We start from the raw sequence: 21,783 nt of genomic DNA on the forward strand, positions 1-21,783 counted from the left end.
CTTTCACGCCCGCGTCCGGCTCGGCGCCCGGTGTCAGGGCCGCTCGGGCGGGGCCGCGGGCAGCGGGCTGTCCCAGGCCAGTTGGCGGATCAGCGCCTCGTCCGGCTCCATGGGGCGGGACACGGCGGGAGCCGGGCGGGACGGGCTGCGCGTGCCGCGGGACAGGCCGCCGCTGACGGTGATGTTGTGCTCCACCCGGGGGCGTCGGTGCCGTTCGTACGCGGCGAACGCGGACGCGGCGTCGGGCAGGTCGCGCAGCGCCTTGGCGAGGACGACGGCGTCCTCCAGGGCCATCGAGGCGCCCTGGCCGGTCGCCGGGGAGGCCGCGTGGGCGGCGTCGCCGATGAGCAGGGTGCGCCCCCTGTGCCACAGCGCGCCGAGCGGCATCTCGGTGGCGTTGGTGACCATGACGGCACCCTCGGAGGCGGCGACGACGTCCGCGGCGGGCGCGCAGTCCTTGTGCAGCAGCGGCAGCAGCTCCTCGCGCCAGGCGGCATGGTGCGGGGAGCCGCCGGCGGGCAGCGCCTCGGTGCTCACGCGGGCGAACCAGTACGTCTGCCCGGCGGGCGACGCCGCGTACCCGAAGGTGGTCTCGGCGCCCCGGACGAAGGTGATCACGCCGGTGCCGTCGGCGACGGTGCCGCCCGAGTAGCCGTAGAAGATCCGCTGGCCCGCGTACGCGGGCCGCGCGCCGGGCGCGAGGATGCGCCGCACCGTGGAGTTCAGGCCGTCGGCGCCGAGCAGGAGGTCGGCGTGGGCGGTGCCGCCGTCGGCGAACCGGGCGGTGACGCCGTGCGGGCCGTCCGTGACGCCGGTCAGCCGGGCACCGTGGCGCACCCGGATGCCTCGCCGGGCCGCCTCGCCCTGCAGGGCCGCGTTCAGCTCGCCGCGGCGCAGACAGCGGTAGCGCAGTGCGGGGTCGGCGACCTCGCCGAGCGGTGCGTGCGTCAGCTCGGTGCCGTCGCCGTCGAGCAGCCGCAGCGAAGTCAGCGGAAAACCGACGGCGGTGACGGCGTCCGCGGCGTCGAGCTGGGCGAGGGCGCGCATGCCGTTGCTCGCCAGGGTCAGGAACGCCCCGATGTCCTCGGCGGAGTCGGGGTGCGCCTCGTACACCGTGACGTCGTATCCGGCCTTGTGCAGCCCGAGCGCGGCCGCGGTCCCCGCGATGCCGCCGCCGATCACCAGTACCCTCGTCGCGCCCGTCCCGCTCAACTGCCGCTCCTCGCGCCGACCACGGCCGTCCCCGTCCGGCCCTGTCCATCCGGTCGTTGCCCATCTAAGGGCAGCGGCGGGCCCGGCGGCGGGGTGGGGGCCGAGATCCGGACAGGGTACGGGCAGGCACCGAGGGCGCCGGGTGGAGAACCGACGTTCGCGGTGTCGCGGGGGAGTCCGGCAGGGCCGGGAAAGCGTCCCGGCCCCTGCGCGGCTCGCCGCCGGACCGCCGCGTTCCGCCCCTCGGGCGCATGGCACAGGGGTGCGGTGCGCAGGCGCGCCCCCCGTGCGACGGGTGATCGCCGGTGGATTGGGTACTTCCCGGCCATGCGGGTGAGTGTGCTGGATGCCGGATCGAACACGGTGAGACTGGTGATCGCGGACGTGGAGGGGGGCGTTCCGTTGCCGGTGCACACCGTCAAGTGGAAGCTGCGCCTGTCCGAACACGTCGGTCCGGACGGCACCATCGCCGACGAGGCGGTCGAGGCGCTGGTGAAGGCGGTGGCCGCGGCGGGGGCGACCGCCCGGCGCTGGCATGCCTCGGGGCCCATGGCCTTCGCCACCGCCGTGGTGCGCGCGGCCCCGAACCGGCAGGAGCTGCTGCGCCGGGTGGCGGCCGGAACCGGGGTCCGCATGTGCACCCTGCCGGGTGAGACCGAGGCGGAGCTGACGTTCCTGGCCGCCCGGCGCTGGCTCGGCTGGCACGCCGGCCCGCTCGCGGTGCTCGACATCGGCGGCGGTTCGCTGGAGGTGGCCTTCGGCCGGGGCCGGCTGCCCGACTTCGCCGCGTCCCTGCCGCTCGGCGCGCGGCGGCTCACCCAGGAGTACTTCGGCGCCCAGGACCCGCCGCAGCGGGAGGAGTTGAAGGAGCTGCGCCGCCGCATCCGCCACGAGCTGCGGGACGTGGCCTCGCGGATCCGCTGGGAGCGGCCGCGCACCGCCGCGGTCACCTCCCGTACGTTCCAGCAGCTCGGCCGGCTGTGCGGGGCGGCGCCGGGGCGGTACGGCCCGTTCGTGCGGCGGGAGATGCGCTGCCGGGACCTGCGCGAGGCGGTCCGCCAGCTCGCCGCGCTGCCCGCCGCCGAGCGGGCCCAGCTGCCGGGGATCTCCGCGCCGCGCGCCGAGCAGAGCCTGGCCGGAGCGGTCGTCGGGCACACGGCGCTGAAGCTCATGGGGCTGCGCGGGGCCGTGGTCTGCCCCTGGGCGATCCGCGAAGGCGTGCTGCTGCGGTACATCGAGGACGGCGCCGACTGGTGGACGGACATCACCGAGGCCACCGACCCGACGGCACCGCCCGCACCGGCGCCCCTCCGCATAGCGATCCCACCGGCCTGACGGACCATCAGCAGCAGCCCGGCGGGGGCCGCCGACGTCTTCGCGGCGGCCCCCGCCGGGCGGATCACCCGTCCGCAGAAGCCGCCGGGCGAAGCTCCCGGAACAACAGCCCCCGGAACGACACGCCTCCATCTGTAGCGATCATGACAAATGCCGGGTAGGCATGCCCCTATGCCTTTACGTCGACCACGATCGGGAACCACACGGCTCGCCGCGCTCGTCGCCGCCGCGGCGCTGCTCCTCGCGGGCTGCGACAGCGGCGGCACCGCGCACTCCAGTGACGGACGGACGCGGCTGACCGTAGCGGCGCTGCCCCTCGCCGACTCCGCCGCCCTCTATCTGGCCCGCGACCGCGGGCTGTTCGCCAAGGAGGGCCTGGACGTGCGGATCCAGCCCGTGCAGCAGAGCATCCAGGCGCTGCCCGCGCTGCTCAGGGGCCAGGTGAACGTGATCGCGAGCGCCAACTACGTCACCTACTTCCAGGCGTACGAGAAGGGCACCCTGGACCTGCGCATCCTCGCCGAAGGCGTCCGGATCGTCCCGCACATGATGGACATCCTCGTGCCCAAGGACTCCCCGCTGAAGTCCCCCGCGGACCTGGCGGGCAAGAAGGTCGCCGTCGCCGTCCTCAACAACATCCAGTCGCTGACCCTGAACGCGATCCTCGACGCCCGGCACGCCGGACGGCCCGTCTACCGGCAGATCCTCTTCCCGCAGATGGGCCCCGCCCTGCAGAAGGGCCAGGTGGACGCGGCCCACGTGGTCGAGCCCTTCGACACCGCCGTCCAGGGCGAGCTCGGTGCCCGGGTGCTGCTGGACGGCGGGTCGGGGCCCGCGCGCGGCCTTCCCGCCAGCGGATACGTCACCACGGCCGGCTTCGTGAAGAAGAACCCGAAGGCCGCCGCGGGCTTCCGGCGCGCCGTCGAGGCGGCCTCCAGGCTCGCCGCCGGCGATCCGGCGGCGGTCCGCGCCGAGCTGCCCAAGTACGCCCGTGTGACCGCGGACCAGTCCGGGTCGATCCATCTGCCGGGCTACCCGCCGACCGCCGACCCGTCCGCACTGCACCGGCTCATCCGGCTGATGCGCGCTCAGGGCATGCTGAAGAAGGACATCGATCCGGCTCCGCTGCTGGTGAAATGACACGACGTCAGGAAGTGTTCCTCGGCCTGCTCGGCGCGGCGGGCGCGTTCGGGCTCTGCGAGGCGGTCGCCCGGGCCGGGATCGTACGGCGCAGTTATCTGCCGCCCGCCTCCGAGGTCGTCGCCCGGGCCGCCCGGTTGGCCGGTGATGCGGATTTCCTCGACGGGGTGGGGGTGACCCTGCGCGCGTGGGCGCTGGGCCTCGGGCTCGCCTGCGCGATCGCCGTGCCGCTGGGGCTGCTGCTGGGCTCGGTGCCGGTCGTGGAGGCCGCCGTACGCGCGGTGATCGAGTTCCTGCGCCCGCTGCCGTCCGTCGCGCTGATCCCGCTGGTGTCGCTGCTGCTCGGCTCCGGCGCCCGGACCGAGGTGACGCTCATCGCGTACGCCTCGCTGTGGCCCGTGCTGTTCAACACCCTCTACGGCCTCGGTGAGACGGACCCGCTGGCCAAGGACACGCTGCGCGCGTTCGGGTTCGGGCGGCTCGCGGTGCTGCTGCGGGTGGAGTTGCCGGCGACGGCCCCGTTCATCGCCGCCGGCGTGCGGATCTCGGCCGCGGTGGCCCTGATCCTGGCCGTGGCGACGGAGATCCTCTCCGGTTTCGGCCAGGGCCTCGGCATCTTCATCGCCCAGGCCCAGACGGAGACGGACGGCACCCGGGACGTGCTGGCCGGAGTGGTGTGGGCGGGTGCCCTCGGACTGGTGATCAACGGCGTCCTGGTCGGCGCCGAACGGCGGTTGTTCGCCTGGGCCCAGGAACCCCGCCCCGAGCGGAGCCGGCCATGACACGGACACACGGGGACGCGTCCAGGCCACCCCGCGCCACCGCCGTCCCCTTCCTGCTGCGCTGGACGGTCCTCCTCGTCGCCGTCGCCTGCTGGGAGCTGGCCGCCCGTGCGCAAGGCAGCGTCTACTTCCCGCCGCCGCTCAGGATCGCCCGGCACGCCCGCGCCCTGTGGTTCTCCGGGCCCGCAGGTCATCTGTTCCTCACGCCGGCCGCCGTCGACACCATCCTGCCGAGCCTCGGCCGGATGACGGCGGGGTTCGCGCTCGCCGCCGTCGCCGGGACCGCCCTCGGGACCGCGGTGGGCCGCTCGCGGCGGGCGTACGCGCTGTGCAACCCGGTGCTCCAGTTCGCGCGTGCCGTGCCGCCGCCCGCGCTGGTGCCGGTGTTCGTGGTCGTCTTCGACTTCGGCACCCCCATGCAGGTGGCGTCGATCGTGTTCAGCGCCGTATGGCCGGTGCTGATCAACTCGGCCGAGGGCGCCCGGGCCACCGACCCGCTGCGGCTGGAGGCGGCGGCGGTGCTGCGGCTGACGGCGCCCGAACGGCTGTGGTTCCTGATCCTGCCCTCCGCGCTGCCCCGGATCTTCGCGGGGCTCCGGCTCAGCCTGTCGCTGTGCCTCGTCCTGATGGTCTTCTCCGAGCTGCTGCCGGGCAGCGACAACGGCATCGGCTTCACGCTCACCGACGCCCAGACGCGCTCCGACCTGCTCACCGTGTGGGCCGCGCTGCTGCTGCTCGGTGCGCTCGGGTATCTCCTCAACACCACGCTGCTGGCGGTCGAGAAGCGGCTCGTCGGCACCCGGACGTCCGCGGGGAGGACGGCATGACCACGGCCACGGTCCGCGAGGCGGTCGTACGGTTCTTACGGGACACCGGCATGACCACGGTGTTCGGCAATCCGGGCTCCACGGAACTGCGGATGTTCCGCGACTGGCCCGACGACTTCACCTATGTGCTCGGCCTGCAGGAGTCCGTCGCCGTCGGCATGGCGGCCGGGCACGCGCTCGGCACCCGGCGGGCCGCCCTCGTCAGCCTGCACTCGGCCGGCGGGGTCGGGCACGCGCTCGGCGCGGTGTTCAACGCCTTCCGCGACCGGGTGCCGCTGGTGGTCGTGGCGGGACAGCAGGCGCGCTCGCTGATCCGGCTGCGGCCCTTCCTCGGCGCCGACGAACCGGCCCTGTTCCCGCGCCCGTACGTGAAGTACGCCCATCAGCCGGAGCGGGCCGAGGACGTGCCGGCGGTGCTCGCGGAGGCGTACCGGATCGCCATGACCCATCCGCGCGGCCCGGTGTTCGTCTCCGTGCCCGAGGACGACTGGGACCGGCCCGCCGAGCCCGTCGCGCCCCGCACGGTGCACTCGGGCTTCACGGCCGGCCCCGGCGCCCTCGACGCGCTCGCCGCCCGGCTGGACGCCTGCGCACGCCCGGCGCTCGTGGTGGGCCCCGGCGTGGACGACGAGGACGCGCTGGAGCTCGTCCGGGCGCTGGCCGAGCGGATCCGGGCCGGGGTGTGGATCAGCCCGCTCTCCGGCCGCTCCGGGTTCCCGGAGTCGCACCCGCTGTTCCAGGGGTTCCTGCCGCCGATCGCCCGCCCCCTGGCCGCGCGGCTCGCCCCGTACGACGTGGTGGTGGCCCTCGGCACGCCGGTGTTCACCTACCACGTCGCGGACGACGGCCCGCCGCTCGCACCCGGCACCGAACTCTTCCACCTGGACTGCGACCCCGGCCAGGCCGCCTGGCTGCCCACCGGCACCAGCATCGTCACCACCCTGCGGCCCGCCCTGGAACGGCTCACCGGGCTGCTGAAGGAGCCCGACCGCGACCCGCCGCCGCCCCGCCCTGCCCCCGTCCCGGCCCGCGCCGAGGGGCACATCACCCCGGAGCGGTTCTTCGACCTGCTCAGCGCCCGGCTGCCGCGCGACCGGGTGCTGGTCGAGGAGGCGCCCAGCCACCGCGACACGCTCCACGCGCGCGTGCCCGTCGAGGCGGGCGGCGGCTTCCTCACCACGGGCAGCGGGGCCCTCGGCTGGGGCCTGCCCCTCGCGGTGGGCCGGGCGCTGGCCGGCCGGCGCCGGGTGGTGTGCGTGGCCGGCGACGGCTCGGCTCTGTACTCGGTGCAGGCCCTGTGGAGCGCGGCCCGGCACACGGCCCCGGTCACCTACGTCCTGCTGGACAACGGCGGATACGCGGCCGTCCGCGCGCTGGGCCGGCGGATCGGCGTCGCGCCGGTCCCGGGCACGGACATCACCGGCATCGACTTCGCGGCGCTCGCTCGGTCCTTCGGCTGCCCGGCGGCGCGCGCCGAGCACCCCGAGGAGCTGCCGGCCGCCCTGGACCACGCCCTGGGCCGGGGCGACGACACGGGCCCCTTCCTGCTGCATGTGCGGGTCGCCGGGAGCGCGGGCACGCTGTACGAACCCTGGGCCGGGTGAGAGATGCTGCGCCTCGACTCCGTCAGCCGGCGCTTCGGCGACACCCGCGTCCTGGACGGCATCAGCCTGACCGTGCCCGACGGACAGCTGCTCAGCGTGGTCGGGCCCTCCGGATGCGGCAAGTCCACGCTGCTGCGCACGGTCGCCGGGCTGCTGCCCGCGCAGGAGGGAACGGTCACGATCGACGGGACGCCGGTGACCGGCGTCCCGGACCGGCTCGCGGTCGTCTTCCAGGAGTACGGCCGCTCGCTGCTGCCCTGGCTCACCGTGCGCGACAACGTGGCCCTGCCGCTGCGCCGCCGGGGCCTGTCCCGCGCGGCCCGCCGGGCGGAGGCCGAGACGATCCTCGGCCGGGTCGGCCTGCGCGACGTGGCCCGGCGCCGTCCCCGCGAGCTGTCGGGCGGCATGCAGCAGCGGGTGGCCATCGCCCGCGCGCTGGTGTGCCGGCCCTCCCTGATGCTCATGGACGAGCCGTTCGGCTCGCTGGACGCCGGCACCCGCGAGGACCTGGAGGACCTGCTCCTCCAGGTGCACCGGGCCGAGGGCACGACCATCGTGTTCGTCACCCATGACATCGACGAGAGCGTGTACGTCGGGGACCGCGTCGTCGTCCTCTCCCCCGGCCCCGGCTCCCGCATCGTCCTCGACCTGCCGGTCGACCTGCCCGCCGAACGCGACCAGTTGACCACCCGGAGCCTGCCCGGGTTCGTGAAGCTGCGCACGGAGGTGGGACGGGCGGTCCGCGGCCGCGGCTGAGGCATGCTGGAAGGCGTACCAACGGGCCGGGAGGTGGCTGGCATGCGGTGGTGGGCCGGTGGATGTGCGATCGCCGCGATCGTCGTACTCGCGGGGTGCGGGGCGTCGGCGGGCCGGGGTGCGGGTGCCGGCGCCGGAGCGTCCGGGGACCGGCCGGCGCGGCCGGCGCCCTCGGCCCGCGCGTCGGCGCCGCGGGGCGGCTCCCCGTCGCCGAGCGCCTCGCCGTCGCCCTCGCCGTCGCCCTCGCCGAGCGGTTCGGCGTCCGCCGAGCGGTCGGCGACCCCCTCGTCCGGGCCGGCCGGGTCCTGTGCGGCCGGACACGCGGCGGTGGCCGTGGCCCCGGGTGACCCGGTCCGGCGCCGGCTGTGTGTGCGTCCCGGGACGGAGGTGACCCTCACCCTGCGGCCGCGTCTGGACGACAAGCGGTGGACCGGCGTGCTCAGTTCGGCGCCCGCGCTCGTGGTGGCGTCCGGCTGGCGGGTGGACGCGGACGGCACCGCGCACGCCAGCCTGCGCTGTGCGGGCACCCGGGGTGGTACGGCACAGGTCACGGCGGCGGCCAAGGCGCCGGATCTGGCGGGGGCCGCGCGCCCGGTCTTCACGCTGGACCTGGACGTGGTGCCGTACGCGCGGGAGGGGTGACCCCCGAAGGCCCGGGAGCCACCCCTCCTGTTGCGGCGGGGCCGGTCAGCGCAGGTCGCACACCTTGACGGTGTAGATGCCGCGGCCGTGCGTGGCGGCGTACAGCGTGCCGCCGTCCGGGCTCGTCTTGAGCTGGAGGACGGCGACGGCCGGCAGGCTGCCGACGCGCTGCCAGGCGGTGCGGCCCGGCGCCCGGTAGACGACGCCGAGGTCGGTGGCGACGGCCAGGCCGCCGTCCGCCGTCACCAGCGCCGAGTCGGCGGGCACGTCGGGCAGGTTCGCCGAGATGTCCTTCCAGGTGGTGCCGCCGTCGGTGGACTCGAAGACGTGGCCGACGCCCGCGCCGGGGCCCTCGGTCCAGTGCCGGGAGAAGCCGTTGACGGCGAGGAAGACGTGGTCGGCGTTCTTCGGGTCGACGGCGAAGCCGCTCAGGTAGCGGTTGGGCACCGTACCGTCGGCCGGCAGGCTGATGTCGTGCCAGCCGGTGCCGTCCGCGTTGCCGACGGCGATGCCACGGGCGAAGCCCTGGTTGTTGCAGGGGCCGCACCAGGCGGCGTAGATCTTCCCGCCGGAGGCGGCGACGGCGGTCGCGACCCGGCCGGCGCCGAAGTCGTGGACGCTGGTCCACTCCTTGCCGCTGCGGATGGCGTAGCCGTGGCTCTGGACCCAGATGTGCCGGCCGCCGGCCACCCAGGTGTTGCCGTCCTTCATGTCGGCCGCGAGCGGGGCGATGAAGCGGGCCTCGCTGGTGGCGTTGTCGGGCGGGGCGACGGAGTACGAGGTGGCCTTGCTCGGGTCGGTGGTCCAGCTGCCGTCGTTCACCGCGCAGTTCTGGGTGACCTGGACCGCGAGGTAGACGTACTCCTCGGCGATGTTGCATCCGTTGGCGGGGTCGGCGAGGGTGTCGCCGCCGTCGCCGCCGAAGTTGGAGCCCATCACCGTGTCGTTGCTGCGCAGGATGGACTGGCCGTTGTCCTGCAGGCCGCCGGTGACGGAGAGACCGCCGTGGTCACGGTCCCTGCCGATGCCGACGGAGTAGTACTGGAGGGTGTCGATAGTGCCGTCGTTGAGGGAGGTCCAGTCGGTGGCGTGGCCGGAGGCGTCCTGCGAGCCGTTCACCGGGCGCTTGTAGACGCCGCCGTCGTTGCCGACGTACACGAAGCTCTTGCCGTGGTAGCGGCCGATGGCGACGCCGTGCTGGTCGGAGTGGGTGGTGGGGTTGCAGTCGCCGGTCTGCTTGGCCGGGTCGATGTTCCAGCAGGAGAAGGTGAAGTTCCAGTACGGGCCGACCGTCGACCAGTCGGCGCCGCCGTCCTTGGTCTCGTAGACCTCCTCCAGGCCGGCGTACACGTGCTGCGGGTCGCTCGGGTCGACGGCGAGGAACTGGTTGTACCAGGCCTGCACGCCGGGCATGTAACCGGCCGTGGTCAGCGCCGAGTTGTCGGCGGCCAGGCCCTTGTAGTCGGCGATCTTCGTCCAGGGGCCGGTCGGCGAGCCGGACTTGGAGACGTAGATGCCCTCAAGGCCGCTGTCCGGGTTGCTGCTCAGCTGCTCCGGGGACTGGTCGATGGCGTAGTAGCGGGAGCCGTCGGCGGAGCGGGCGAAGGTGACGTTGCCGACGTCGTCCGGGTCGGCCGGGAGGTCGCCGAGGCCGCTGGTGATCCGGGTCCAGGCGCCGTTCACCCTGGTGAAGAAGCCGTTGTAGTCGTCGCCGCTGCGCCAGCCGACGGCGAGGACCACCTTGGAGGGGTCCTTGGGGTCGATCGCGATGTCGTTGGCGATGTTCTTGTACGGCGCGCTCGGGTCGTCGGCCTTCGAACCGCCCGGCAGATAGTCGGGGTTGGGCGCGTACTGAAGCTTCCAGGGGCCGCTCAGCTTCTTCGTGGAGTGGCTCCAGACGCCCTCGCTGGTGGCCGCCCACACCGTGTCGCCGCCGAAGCGCAGCTCGTGGATGGTGGTGCTCTCCAGCTCGTCGCCGCCGACCCGGCTGCGGGTGGTGAAGGCGCCGTGGTGCGGGTGGGTGAGGACGTAGACGCCGCTGCCGAGGTAGGCGTCGGCGTTGGTGGTGGCCTCGCCGGTGCCGAGCCACAGCCGGCCCTTGCCGTCGAGGGCGAGGGCGCCGGTGGACTGGGTGGGCAGCCGGTCGCTGATGGGCTGCCAGTGGCCGCCTCCGGTGCGCGAGCGCCACACGCCGCCGCCGGCGCTGCCCGCGTAGACATAGCCGTCGTCGTCGGCGGCCAGCGCCGCCATCCGGCCGGTGACGTTGCCGCTGCCGCCGCTCGAGTTGGAGTCGATGTCGCGGTAGCGCGGGTCGTCGGAGTTGTACGGCAGATCCGTGATGTTCCGCCAGTGCCCGCCCGTGGACCTCAGGCCGTTGAGGTCGCGCCAGGCGGCGCCGTACGCGCCCGGCGCCACGACGCCCGGCGAGGTGCGGGCCTCGGCGTACTGGTCCGCGCCCTCGGCGATCTCGTCCGCCTCGTTGCCGTCGTCGTCGTCCGCCGCGACATGCGGCGTCATGGCGCCGGCCGACTGCGCGCGCTCCTTGGCGAGCTGGCCGAGGACACGGACACCGAAGGGGCTCGTGGAGCGCCCGGTGGCGGCGGACGGGGGTATCGCGACGAGTGCGGCGGACGCGGCGAGCGCGCAGACGGTGAACCACCGTCTTCTGTGGGTTGGTACGGACACCAGGGGCCTCCCGGAGTGCAGCGACAGCTGACACGGGAGACCCGATCATGTGGGCGCGCACACGTCCGCCGCTTGGCGAAATCTTGACGAGAACCTGCCAGTACCTACCGGTCCGGGAGGTGCTTCCTCCGGCCGGGCGAGGCGGCGGCGACCGTCTGGGTGCGCCATCTGCCCACCGTCTTCAGCAGCTGGTCGGCCGGATCACGCAGCCGGGGATGGGCGTTGACCGTGTTGCGCAGCCCGCGGACCGGTCTGCGCCACAGCCGGTGGGCCAGCGCCACCGGGTGCGGGCGGGCCGCGAAGCCCTCGGCGACCCGCAGCTCGCGGGTCTTCAGCCAGTCCTTGTACTCCTTGTCGCCGCGCCCGAGGTCGACGAGGGTCACCCCGTGCCGGGCCGCCGCCTCGGCGGTCCGCAGATGCATCATCAACCCCGGTGAGTAGTAGTGGAGTTCGGGGTCGTAGGCGGTGAACCAGGCCGCGAGCACCGTGCTGGAGCGGGGGCCGAAGTGGGCCGCGACCGGCCGGTCGCCCGCGTACAGCACGGACAGCACCCCGGTGAAGTGCTCCTCGCGGACGCGGAAGAGATGGTCGACGAGGCCGACGATCCACGGCCGGGAGAACCGGTCCATGCGGCCGGTCCTGCGGTACTGCGCGGACTTCCACCGCATGAGGGTGCGCAGCATCTCCGGGTCGCGTTCGTCGAACTCGAAGCGCACCTCGCCGACGTCCCGGCCGAGCCGCCGTTCCTTCTTGAGGGTGGTCTTGGCCAGTCCGGGGTAGGTGCCGCGCAGCCATTCGGGATAGCCGCCGTCGCCGGGCTTCACGTCGATCACCGGTGAGGCGAAGGTGCCGGTGACGTGCGGGGCGAACGGCCGCTGCTCCTGCACGAGATGGTCGAACTCGAAGATGCTGAGCCCGCAGGCCCGCAGCAGTTCCCCGGCGTCCCAGGTGAACCCGGGCCGGTGCACGAGGGCCTGGCAGTCGGACAGTCCGAGCGCGATGGCCCGTCCGGTGCCGAACGGCCCCCGCTCGTACGGGAAGAACCCGGCGGGCTCTGCGCCCTCGCGCAGCACCGCGACCCGGGCCCCGCGCCGGTACCGGCCGACGCCCGCCGCGAACTCCGGTGCGAGGAAGGGGTTGGAGTACTCGGGCGACGCGTCCATCGCGCGATGCCAGGCCGCGCGCAGCTCGGGCGTCAGCTCACCGGGTCTGTGGATGGTGATCTCCACCTCAGTTCGACCGCCCTTCCCCAGGCTCCGCGAGCGGTGTGCCGACGGCGGCACAGGCCGGTGAGGCGTGTGGATCATGGCTCATGGATCGCATGGGCGACCGCTCCCCCCATGACGCGCCGGGCGCGTCCTGCCACTGGTTCCGATGTGCGCAAAAGTTCCCCTCCGCGCGCGACCGCTCAAACGTCGCGAAACAGTACGCACACTGTCAAGGGTGCCTCAGGCGCCGGATGATCCGCCACGGGTCTGCCGACATCGTGACAACTCCGGTTCCCGCCCGGGGCCGGCGGGCCTCAGTGGGGGCGGCGTTCCGGCCGGTCCGGCATGGTACTCAGGTCCTGGCTGCCGATCACCGAGAGCAGCTCAAGCTGGGCGGCGCCCTCGGTGCCGGGCGGGGCGCTGAACCACAGCAGCCGCTGGCGGCCGTCCTCGCTGAACAGGCTGTGGCAGTCCAGTTCGATGACGCCGAGCGAGGGGTGCACGATGCGCTTGTGGTCGGTGCGGCGCAGCGCCACCTCCCGCTGCTCCCACAGTTCGGCGAACTCCGCGCTGCGCCGGCGCAGCGCGGCCACGAGCCGGGTGACGTCGGAGTCCTTGGCGCGCCGGGCGGCGACCGCCTGGAGGTCGGCGGTGAACACCCGGGAGTGGTGCGGATGGTCCTCGGCCGGGTAGATGCCCCGGGCGGCGGGGTCGGTGAACCAGCGGTACACGAAGCTCCGGTGGGGCCCGTGTCCGGTCGGCATCTCACCGAGGAGCGCCACGGCGAGGGGGTTCTGCACGAGCGTCTCGTGCAGGTCGGTGATGATCTGGGCCGGTGTGGTGGTGAGCCGGTCCAGCAGGCCGAGCAGGGCGGGCTGGACGAGCGCGGTGGGCCCGGACGCGAGGGCGGGCAGGGGGCGGTCGGCGAGATGGAACAGGTGATCGCGTTCGTCGCCGCCGAGCCGCAGGGCGCGGGCGAGGGCGGCCAGGACCTGAGTGGAGGGCTGGGCGCCGCGGCCCCGCTCCAGCTCGGTGTAGTAGTCGGCCGACAGACCGGCCAGCCGGGCCACCTCCTCGCGGCGCAGGCCCGGCACCCGGCGGCGGGGGCCCGCGGGCAGGCCGACGTCGGCGGGGCGGACCCGGTCGCGCCGGGATCTCAGGAAGGCGGCCAGTTCGGCATGGTTCACGCCGTCCATGGTCGCGTCTTCGCGCGGGCGCAGCCAGGGGTTGCCGGCCCCAGGGTGAGCGCAGCCGTGGCCGGCCGGTGCGCGCGGGCCCAGGCTGAGGGGGAACGCACCGCACCGCCTCGTCCGGCAGGAGACCCCTCATGCCGCTCAGGAGACGATCACCCGGCGGTCGGCGCCGCCCCGTTCCCCCTGCACCCACTCGACCTGACACCCACTCGACCAAGGAAAGACCCCATGCCGTTCGCGAATTTCAAGGTGCCCGCCGGAAGTCTGGACGAGGAGCAGAAGGAGCTGATCGTCACCCGTACGACCGAGTTGTACGTCGAGATCTACGGCGAGCGGTCCCGCGCCGGGACCATGGTCCTGGTGGAGGAGGTCCCGGACGGCGGCTGGGGCATCGGCGGGGGTGTCCTGAAACTCGCCATGCTCCAGGAGCCTGCCGGGGACTGACTGGCACACTGCCCGGTGATCGCGGCTCTCACGAAAGGCGGTACCTGATGTCGACCACCTCCCCGCGCGCCGTCCCCGAGCCCGCCGAGCTGCTGGCCGCGATGCCGTTCGCGGCCGGGCTGGGCGTCGAACTGCGCGAGGCCACGGCAGAACGGGTCGTCGGCGCGCTGCCCTGGTCGCCCGAGGCGTGCACCGCGGGCGGCGTCCTGCACGGTGGGGCGCTGATGGCCCTCGCGGACAGCGTCGGCGCGGTGTGCGCGTATCTGAACCTGCCCGAGGGCGCGGCCGGTACGTCGACGGTGGAGTCCAAGACGAACTTCCTGCGGGCGGTCACCGCCGGGCATGTCGTGGCCACCGCCCGGCCGCTGCATCTCGGCGGCACGCTCATCGTGATGCAGACGGACCTGCGCGACGACCGGGACCGGCTGGTCGGCCAGACCACCCAGACCCAGATGGTGCTGCGCAAGACCGGCGGCTGAGCGGCCGCAGACGAAGGCCGGTCCCCGTGCTGCGGGGGCCGGCCTTCGCCGTGCCGCGGACCGGGCCCGGCGCTCGCGCCGTGTGCCGTGCCCGGCCGTCCGCTGGACCGGGGTTTCACCCTGCGACTGGTCGAGCAGCAGTAAAGGAATCGTATGGTCTAGTCCAAAGCTCGCGTTGGTCTAGTCCAACTTATTGACGTGACCCCAACAGCTCCCGGAGGGTGGGGCTCCCCCCACCTGGGGACCTCCCCACCCCCACCCTCTGGAGGTACGCAGTGAGACCTCTCCGGGCATGTCTGGGCGCGGCGGCGGCCGTCACGCTCGCCGCCGCGGGCACGACCGCGCTCGTCGCGAGCAACGCCTCGGGGGCGACGACGGCGCTGAGCAATCGCTGGTACGCCGCCGCCCCCTATCTGATGCCGCTGGACAACGACCCGCCGGACCCGGCCGCCATCATGGACGCCACCGGCCTGAAGGCCTTCCAACTGGCCTTCGTCCTGGCCCCGAACGGCGGCGGCTGCTCGCCCACCTGGGGCGGCACCGCGTCCGTCTCCTCGGACACCGCCGTGCAGTCGATGATCAACACCATCCGCGCCAAGGGCGGCGACGTATCGGTCTCCATCGGCGGTTACGGCGGCACGAAGCTCGGGCAGGCCTGCGCGGACGCGGCGTCCACCGCGGCGGCGTACCAGCAGGTCATCACCAAGTACGGGCTGCACGCCATCGACTTCGACCTGGAGGAGCCGGAGTACGAGAACACCGCGGCCATCAAGAACGAGATCGGCGCGGCCAAGATCCTCCAGCAGAACAACCCGGGCCTGTACGTCTCGGTCACGACGGCCGGCACGGCGGACGGCACCGGCTGGTTCGGCAAGCAGATGCTGCTGGAGGCCAAGTCCCAGGGCTTCACGCCGAACAACTTCTCCATCATGCCGTTCGACGGCGGCTTCAACGGCGCGGCGAGCCAGACCAGCGCGCTGACCAACTTCAACGCGATCCTGCAGTCGACCTTCGGCTGGGACCAGGCGACCGCGTACGCCCACGAGGGCTTCTCCGGCATGAACGGCCGCAGCGACACGGGCGAGATCTTCACCCAGTCCGACTTCCAGACGGTGCTGGACTACGCGACGAACCACAACATGGACCGCTTCACGTTCTGGTCCCTGAACCGCGACCGGCAGTGCAGCCCGCCCGACAACGGGGGCCGTACGTCCGGCACGTGCTCCAGCGTGGCGCAGGGCGACTGGGACTTCGCCAAATACGCGGTGAAGTTCGCCGGCGCCACCCCGCCCACCACGACGCCGACGCCGACCCCCACGCCGACGCCGGCCTCCTGCAAGCCCGCATGGAGCTCCACAGCCGTGTACACGCAGGGGAACGAGGTCTCGTACGACAAGCACAACTGGAAGGCCAAGTGGTGGACCCAGAACGAGGTGCCCGGCGCCTCGGAATGGGGTCCCTGGCAGGACGAGGGCTCCTGCTGAACCTCTTGACGTGTCTGGTTCAGACCTCTAGCTTCTCGGGTCACCGACGACCAAGGATGCGTTCATTGTTCATCATGCTGAACGCATCCTTCGGTCAGAAGACCGGTTCGGCATCGGTCCGGAGAAGGGACCCCCCACATGACCCGATCACGACTGCTCGCGGCGCCGGCCGCCGCGGGCCTCGCCCTCGCCCTCGCGCTGTTCGGCGGCCCCAGCGCGCTCGCCGCCGACCCCCGCGTCGCGCCCGGCGGCAACTTCGACCTGTCCGTCTGGGAGCTGCAGGAGCCCGTCGGCTCCCCCGGCAGTCCGACCACCATCCCGTCGTCCCGGCTCCAGAGCGCGAACGGCTACCAGGACGCGTACTTCTACACCGACACCCGTGACGGCGCCATGACCTTCTGGGCGCCCGAGAAGGGCGTGACGACCCCGAACTCGAACTACGCCCGCTCCGAGCTGCGCGAGATGAACCGCGACGGCAGCCCCGCCGACTGGGCGCTGTCCGGCTCGCACCGGATGAGCGCGACCCTGCGCGTGGTGTCCGTGACCAAGAACGTGTGCGTCGGGCAGATCCACCTCGGCAGCGGCGGCTCCTCCACCAAGCCGCTGCTGGAGCTGTACTACCACGCGAACGGCGACATCGTCCTCGGCACCGAGAACTCCCCGTCCGGCGGACAGACCACGCACACCGTGGGGCACGTGTCGATCGGCAAGACCTGGAGCTACACCATCGCCGTCTCCGGCGGGAACACGATCGACCTGACCGTCGACGGCACCACCACCCATTACGGCATCCCGTCGTCGTTCCAGCAGTACAAGCAGTACTTCAAGGCCGGCTCCTACAACCAGTCCTCCTCGGACAGCACGACGAACGGCGCCCGCGTCGCGTTCTACGGCCTGACCGTCAAGCACGGCTGACACACGCCCCGACCTGCGCGACTGGTGGAAAGGGCCGGACGGTCGTAGCGTCGGGTGCACGCGCCAGGACAGAGCACGACGGCGGGAGCGACCATGCGCGGATCAGTGATGGGGACGGCGATCACGCTCGCGGCAGGCGCCCTTCTGACGGCCGCCATGACCACGGCCTCGGCGAGTCCGCCGACCGCGGCCGCCCGGACCGACGCCCCGCGCCCCGTCCTGGTCGACTGCACGTGGCACACGAACGTGCGGCCCACCGACTTCATCCTGGCCTGCGGCGACGGCAACAGCCGGCTCATGGGGCTCCACTGGAAGCAGTGGAGCCCGGACGCGGCGACGGCCACCGGCGTGAACATGGTCAACGACTGCAAGCCGTACTGCGCGGCCGGCCACTTCCACGGCTACCCGGTGACCGTGCGGCTGCAGGACCCCAAGCCCTGGAAGAAGCAGCCGGGCGTGCGGCACTACACGCTGATGACCCTCACCTACGCGCAGGGCCGGCCCGACGGCTTCCGGCAGGTCATGACCTACCCGCTCTGGGACTGAGCGCCGCGGAGCGGGTAGGCGCCGAGGCCTTCGTCAGGCGAGTTCGGCCAGGAGGTCGCCGCCCTCCACCTGCTGGATGCGGTTGATGGCCAGCCGGGAGACCCGGCCCGCCTTCGGGGCGGTGATGGTGGCCTCCATCTTCATGGCCTCGATGGTGGCCACGGTGGCGCCGGCGGCGACCTCGTCGCCCTCGGCCACCGCGAGCGTCACGACACCGGCGAACGGCGCCGCCACGTGTCCGGGATTGGACCGGTCGGCCTTCTCCGTCACCGGCACGTCCGTGGCCGCGTTGCGGTCGCGGACCTGGATGGGCCGCAGCTGACCGTTGAGCGTGGCCATCACCGTGCGCATGCCGCGCTCGTCGGCCTCGCCGATGGCCTGCAGCTCGATCAGCAGCCGGACGCCGGGCTCCAGGTCGACGGCGTACTCCTTGGCGGGCCGCAGACCGTAGAAGAACGCCTTGCTGTCCAGGATGCTGGTGTCGCCGAAGCTCTGCCGGTGCGTCTCGAACTCCCGCGTCGGGCCGGGGAACAGCAGCCGGTTGAGGGTGGCGCGGCGGTCCTTGGCGAGACCCTCGCGGTCCTCGGCGGACAGCTCGGGCGCGGGCTTGGGCGCACCCCGGCCCTGCAGCGCCTTGGTGCGGAACGGCTCGGGCCAGCCGCCGGGCGGGGTGCCCAGCTCGCCGCGCAGGAAGCCGATCACCGAGTCCGGGATGTCGAACCGGTCGGGGGTCTCCTCGAAGTCCTTCGGGGAGACCCCGGCGCCGACCAGGTGCAGGGCGAGGTCGCCGACCACCTTGGAGGACGGCGTGACCTTGACCAGGCGGCCGAGGATCCGGTCGGCGGCGGCGTACATCGCCTCGATGTCCTCGAAGCGGTCGCCGAGGCCGAGGGCGACGGCCTGCGTGCGCAGGTTGGACAGCTGGCCGCCGGGGATCTCGTGGTGGTAGACGCGGCCGGTCGGGGAGGCCAGGCCCGCCTCGAACGGGGCGTAGATCTTCCGCACGCCCTCCCAGTAGGGCTCCAGGTCGCCGACGGCCTGCAGGTCGAGGCCGGTGGGGCGGTCGGAGTGGTCGGTGGCGGCCACCAGCGCCGACAGCGACGGCTGGGAGGTCGTGCCGGCCATGGAGGCGACCGCGCCGTCCACCGCGTCGGCGCCCGCCTGGATGGCGGCGAGGTAGGTGGCGAGCTGGCCGCCCGCGGTGTCGTGCGTGTGCAGATGCACGGGCAGGTCGAATTCGCGGCGCAGCGCGGACACCAGCTTGGCGGCGGCCGGGGCGCGCAGCAGGCCCGCCATGTCCTTGATCGCGAGGACGTGGGCGCCGGCCTCGACGATCTGCTCGGCCAGGCGCAGGTAGTAGTCGAGGGTGTAGAGCCGCTCGGCGGGGTCGTTCAGGTCGGCGGTGTAGCAGAGGGCGACCTCGGCGATCGCGGTGCCCGTCTCGCGTACGGCGTCGATGGCGGGGCGCATCTGGCCGACGTCGTTGAGGGCGTCGAAGATGCGGAAGATGTCGATGCCGGTGGCGGCGGCCTCCTGCACGAAGGCGTCGGTGACCTCGGTCGGGTACGGCGTGTAGCCGACGGTGTTGCGGCCGCGCAGCAGCATCTGCAGGCAGATGTTGGGCACCGCCTCGCGCAGGGCGGCCAGCCGCTCCCAGGGGTCCTCGGCGAGGAAGCGCAGCGCCACGTCGTAGGTGGCGCCGCCCCAGCATTCCAGGGACAGCAGCTGCGGCAGGGTGCGGGCGACGACCGGGGCGACCGCGAGGAGGTCCTTGGTGCGCACCCGGGTGGCGAGCAGGGACTGGTGGGCGTCGCGGAAGGTGGTGTCGGTGACGCCGATGGTCGGTGACTCGCGCAGGTGCCGCGCGAAGCCCTCGGGGCCGAGTTCGACCAGCCGCTGGCGGGTGCCGGCCGGGGGCTCGCCGGTGGGCAGCGGCGGCAGCTTGGTGACGGGGTCGAGCAGGTCGGGGCGCTCGCCGTGCGGCTTGTTGACCGTGACGTCCGCGAGGTACGTCAGCAGCTTGGTGCCGCGGTCCGCCGAGGAGCGGGCGGTCAGCAGGTGCGGGCGCTGCTCGATGAAGGAGGTGGTGACCCGGCCCGCCTGGAAGTCGGGGTCGTCCAGGACGGCCTGGAGGAACGGGATGTTGGTGGCCACGCCGCGGATGCGGAACTCGGCCACGGCGCGCCGGGCCCGGCCCACGGCGGCCTTGAAGTCCCGGCCCCTGCAGGTGAGTTTGACCAGCATGGAGTCGAAGTGCGCGCTGATCTCCGTGCCGGCGTGGGTGGTGCCGCCGTCGAGCCGGATGCCGGAGCCGCCCGGGGAGCGGTAGGCGCTGATCCGGCCGGTGTCCGGGCGGAAGCCGTTGGCGGGGTCCTCGGTGGTGATGCGGCACTGCAGGGCGGCGCCGCGCAGGGTGATGGTGTCCTGGGCGAGGCCGAGGTCGGCGAGGGTCTCGCCGGAGGCGATCCTGAGCTGGGCCTGGACCAGGTCGACGTCGGTGACCTCCTCGGTCACGGTGTGCTCGACCTGGATGCGCGGGTTCATCTCGATGAAGACGTGGTTGCCGGCCGGGTCGAGGAGGAACTCGACGGTGCCCGCGTTGCGGTAGCCGATCTCGCGGGCGAAGCGCACCGCGTCGTCGCAGATCCGCTGCCGTACCTCGGGGTCGAGGTTGGGGGCGGGGGCCAGCTCGATGACCTTCTGGTGGCGGCGCTGGAGGGAGCAGTCGCGCTCGTAGAGGTGGATGACGTTGCCCTCGGCGTCGGCGAGGATCTGCACCTCGATGTGGCGCGGGTCGACGACGGCCTTCTCCAGGAACACGGTCGGGTCGCCGAAGGCGGCGTCGGCCTCGCGGGAGGCGGCCTCAATGGACTCGCGCAGCAGGGCGGGGTCCTCCACGCGGCGCATGCCGCGCCCGCCGCCGCCCGCGACGGCCTTGACGAACACCGGGAAGCCGATCTCCTCGGCGGCGCGCACCAGTTCGTCCACGTCGGTGGAGGGCTGGGAGGAGCCGAGCACGGGCACGCCGGCCGCGCGCGCGGCGGCGACCGCGCGGGCCTTGTTGCCGGTCAGCTCCAGGGTGGCCGCGCTCGGGCCGACGAAGGTGATGCCCGCCTCCTCGCAGGCGCGGGCGAGTTCGGGGTTCTCGGACAGAAAGCCGTAGCCCGGGTACACGGCGTCGGCGCCGGCCCGGCGGGCGGCGCCCACGATCTCCTCGACGGAGAGGTAGGCCCGCACGGGGTGCCCCGGCTCGCCGATCTCGTACGCCTCGTCGGCCTTCAGCCGGTGCAGCGAGTTGCGGTCCTCGTGCGGGAACACCGCGACGGTGCGCGCGCCCAGCTCGTAGCCCGCCCGGAACGCACGGATCGCGATCTCGCCACGGTTGGCGACCAGCACCTTGCGGAACATCGTGGATTCCCTTCAGCTGCCCTGCCGGCGAGGAACACCATGGTGTCTGCCACGCCCTGCCGTACCTCGCGGGCCACCTTAGGGGCTGGCCGCGCGGGTCCCTGTGCGAAAACCATCACATCGAGGGGGTGTGCGGCGCCACAGTTCCGCGCGTCGGGGTCAGCGTTCCAGGGAGGTCATCGCCGTGTCCTTCGGCCGTTCGGCGCCCGTCCGCGCGGGCACGGACGCGGTCGGGGCGGGGATCGCGGCCCGCATGTCGGGCGCGGCGCCGCCGTCCCGGACGGCCAGGAGGGCGCGCAGGCACGCCCGCGGGCGCGGGCGGCGGCCGTGCAGCAGGCCTAGGACGATGGCCGCGGCCACGGCGATCAGATGCTCGCGGCCGGCCAGGTTGGGCACGGCGATGGACTCCCAGACCATCGAGCCGCCGGTCAGGGTGAACACCACCGGCGCGCGTTTCACGACCGAGAGATAGGTGAACAGGCCGACGACGGCCGCGGACGGTCCGGTGTCGAGCACCTGCGCGTCCGCGTGCGGCAGCCCTAAGCCCCACCAGCCGGGACCCAGCGCGATCATCACGCGGGCGGTGAGCGTGCCGGCCACGGTGGTGGCGTAGGCGATCGCCAGGGTGCGGGCCCGGCCGAGGGCCAGCTCGGCCCAGGCGAAGGCGAGGAACAGCTGGGTGATGCCCGCCCACACGGGCAGGTCGAGCGCCGGCACGTACAGCGACACGGGTGTGCGCAGCAGCGACAGCCACAGCGGCAGCTCGGCCCTGACGCCGCCGAGCCGGGTCACCCACAGCGCGCCGAGCGGGTGCTGGGCGACGGCGTGGAAGAAGACGACACCGAACGCGGCGACGAACGCCAGCAGCAGTCCGGACAGCCCGCGCCGGGTGAGCCGCCGCACCGGTTCGACGACGATCGCGTGCCACTCGCCCCGCAGGGTCCGCCCGGTGAGCCGGGTCAGCCGTGCGAGCAGGGCGCGGCACCAGTCGATGCGCCCTTCAGTCGTCATGAGACACGGCAGCCCATCGCCTCCGGCTCCCCCGTCATGTCCCTCGCCCCCTTCACGTCCCGGCATCCCGGTCGCCGGGGCGTCGTTCCGCCGTCCCCGGCCGTAATGTGCC

The 21,783-nt window shown here is 73.3% G+C and carries 19 protein-coding genes; 13 read left to right on the forward strand and 6 right to left on the reverse strand.

Annotated elements, in window-relative coordinates; translation table 11 throughout:
* Positions 1–33: 33 nt before the first annotated feature.
* A complete protein-coding gene (locus OG956_RS02415) occupies positions 34–1,212 on the reverse strand; it encodes an FAD-dependent oxidoreductase (RefSeq protein ID WP_330336244.1) in 1,179 nt (392 codons plus the stop codon).
* A gap of 327 nt (positions 1,213–1,539) precedes the next feature.
* Between OG956_RS02415 and OG956_RS02420 the strand changes: the two genes are divergently transcribed.
* The 8 genes from OG956_RS02420 to OG956_RS02455 all read left to right on the forward strand — a co-directional run bounded on the left by OG956_RS02420 (position 1,540) and on the right by OG956_RS02455 (position 8,298).
* Positions 1,540–2,547, forward strand: coding sequence for a Ppx/GppA phosphatase family protein (locus OG956_RS02420; RefSeq protein ID WP_330336245.1), 1,008 nt, complete (start codon positions 1,540–1,542; stop codon positions 2,545–2,547).
* Positions 2,548–2,718: 171 nt separating this feature from the next.
* Positions 2,719–3,687 carry an ABC transporter substrate-binding protein gene (locus tag OG956_RS02425; protein ID WP_330336246.1) on the forward strand — a complete coding sequence of 323 codons (969 nt, stop codon included), beginning with the start codon at positions 2,719–2,721 and terminating at the stop codon, positions 3,685–3,687.
* Positions 3,684–4,469: an ABC transporter permease gene (locus OG956_RS02430; protein ID WP_330336247.1), complete on the forward strand. Its 786-nt coding sequence runs from the start codon at positions 3,684–3,686 to the stop codon at positions 4,467–4,469. Before OG956_RS02425 ends, OG956_RS02430 begins: the two co-directional genes overlap by 4 nt.
* Positions 4,466–5,296 carry an ABC transporter permease gene (locus OG956_RS02435; protein ID WP_330336248.1) on the forward strand — a complete coding sequence of 277 codons (831 nt, stop codon included), beginning with the start codon at positions 4,466–4,468 and terminating at the stop codon, positions 5,294–5,296. Before OG956_RS02430 ends, OG956_RS02435 begins: the two co-directional genes overlap by 4 nt.
* Positions 5,293–6,900, forward strand: a complete 1,608-nt coding sequence (gene mdlC / locus OG956_RS02440; RefSeq protein WP_330336249.1) for a benzoylformate decarboxylase — start codon at positions 5,293–5,295, stop codon at positions 6,898–6,900. Before OG956_RS02435 ends, mdlC begins: the two co-directional genes overlap by 4 nt.
* 3 nt (positions 6,901–6,903) lie before the next feature.
* Positions 6,904–7,656, forward strand: coding sequence for an ABC transporter ATP-binding protein (locus OG956_RS02445; protein ID WP_330336250.1), 753 nt, complete (start codon positions 6,904–6,906; stop codon positions 7,654–7,656).
* Between the two features lie 62 nt (positions 7,657–7,718).
* A complete protein-coding gene (locus tag OG956_RS02450; protein WP_330336251.1) occupies positions 7,719–8,003 on the forward strand; it encodes a hypothetical protein in 285 nt (94 codons plus the stop codon).
* A 40-nt stretch (positions 8,004–8,043) separates the two neighbouring features.
* Positions 8,044–8,298 (forward strand): acetyl-CoA synthetase, encoded by a 255-nt coding sequence (locus OG956_RS02455; RefSeq protein WP_330336252.1) that lies wholly within the window; start codon positions 8,044–8,046, stop codon positions 8,296–8,298.
* Between the two features lie 45 nt (positions 8,299–8,343).
* On the opposite strand, the gene OG956_RS02460 is transcribed toward OG956_RS02455, so the two are convergent.
* The 3 genes from OG956_RS02460 to OG956_RS02470 form a co-directional block, all read right to left on the reverse strand.
* Positions 8,344–10,983: a glycosyl hydrolase gene (locus tag OG956_RS02460; protein WP_330336253.1), complete on the reverse strand. Its 2,640-nt coding sequence runs from the start codon at positions 10,981–10,983 to the stop codon at positions 8,344–8,346.
* 104 nt (positions 10,984–11,087) lie between these two features.
* The gene (locus tag OG956_RS02465) at positions 11,088–12,212 is read right to left on the reverse strand and encodes a GNAT family N-acetyltransferase (protein WP_330336254.1); all 1,125 of its coding nucleotides are present in this window, start codon (positions 12,210–12,212) and stop codon (positions 11,088–11,090) included.
* Between the two features lie 293 nt (positions 12,213–12,505).
* Entirely contained in the window at positions 12,506–13,378 is an 873-nt protein-coding gene (locus OG956_RS02470; protein WP_330336255.1) for a helix-turn-helix transcriptional regulator, read from the reverse strand.
* Positions 13,379–13,612: 234 nt separating this feature from the next.
* Here OG956_RS02470 and OG956_RS02475 point away from each other — a divergent pair, with 234 nt between their 5' ends.
* The 5 genes from OG956_RS02475 to OG956_RS02495 all read left to right on the forward strand — a co-directional run bounded on the left by OG956_RS02475 (position 13,613) and on the right by OG956_RS02495 (position 17,252).
* Positions 13,613–13,828, forward strand: a complete 216-nt coding sequence (locus OG956_RS02475; protein ID WP_330336256.1) for a tautomerase family protein — start codon at positions 13,613–13,615, stop codon at positions 13,826–13,828.
* Between the two features lie 47 nt (positions 13,829–13,875).
* Positions 13,876–14,307 carry a PaaI family thioesterase gene (locus OG956_RS02480; protein ID WP_330336257.1) on the forward strand — a complete coding sequence of 144 codons (432 nt, stop codon included), beginning with the start codon at positions 13,876–13,878 and terminating at the stop codon, positions 14,305–14,307.
* Positions 14,308–14,582: 275 nt separating this feature from the next.
* Positions 14,583–15,791 carry a carbohydrate-binding protein gene (locus tag OG956_RS02485; RefSeq protein ID WP_330336258.1) on the forward strand — a complete coding sequence of 403 codons (1,209 nt, stop codon included), beginning with the start codon at positions 14,583–14,585 and terminating at the stop codon, positions 15,789–15,791.
* 138 nt (positions 15,792–15,929) lie between these two features.
* Positions 15,930–16,706, forward strand: coding sequence for a polysaccharide lyase family 7 protein (locus OG956_RS02490; RefSeq protein WP_330336259.1), 777 nt, complete (start codon positions 15,930–15,932; stop codon positions 16,704–16,706).
* 93 nt (positions 16,707–16,799) lie between these two features.
* Positions 16,800–17,252 (forward strand): hypothetical protein, encoded by a 453-nt coding sequence (locus tag OG956_RS02495; RefSeq protein ID WP_330336260.1) that lies wholly within the window; start codon positions 16,800–16,802, stop codon positions 17,250–17,252.
* A gap of 33 nt (positions 17,253–17,285) precedes the next feature.
* Here the strand turns inward: OG956_RS02495 and OG956_RS02500 are convergent, their stop codons facing one another.
* Both OG956_RS02500 and OG956_RS02505 read right to left on the reverse strand, forming a co-directional pair.
* Complete coding sequence (locus OG956_RS02500) at positions 17,286–20,660, reverse strand: pyruvate carboxylase (RefSeq protein ID WP_330336261.1); 3,375 nt, start codon at positions 20,658–20,660, stop codon at positions 17,286–17,288.
* A 159-nt stretch (positions 20,661–20,819) separates the two neighbouring features.
* Positions 20,820–21,671, reverse strand: a complete 852-nt coding sequence (locus OG956_RS02505; protein ID WP_330336262.1) for a hypothetical protein — start codon at positions 21,669–21,671, stop codon at positions 20,820–20,822.
* Positions 21,672–21,783 lie beyond the last annotated feature (112 nt).

Source organism: Streptomyces sp. NBC_00557, assembly GCF_036345995.1.
GTDB lineage: Bacteria > Actinomycetota > Actinomycetes > Streptomycetales > Streptomycetaceae > Streptomyces.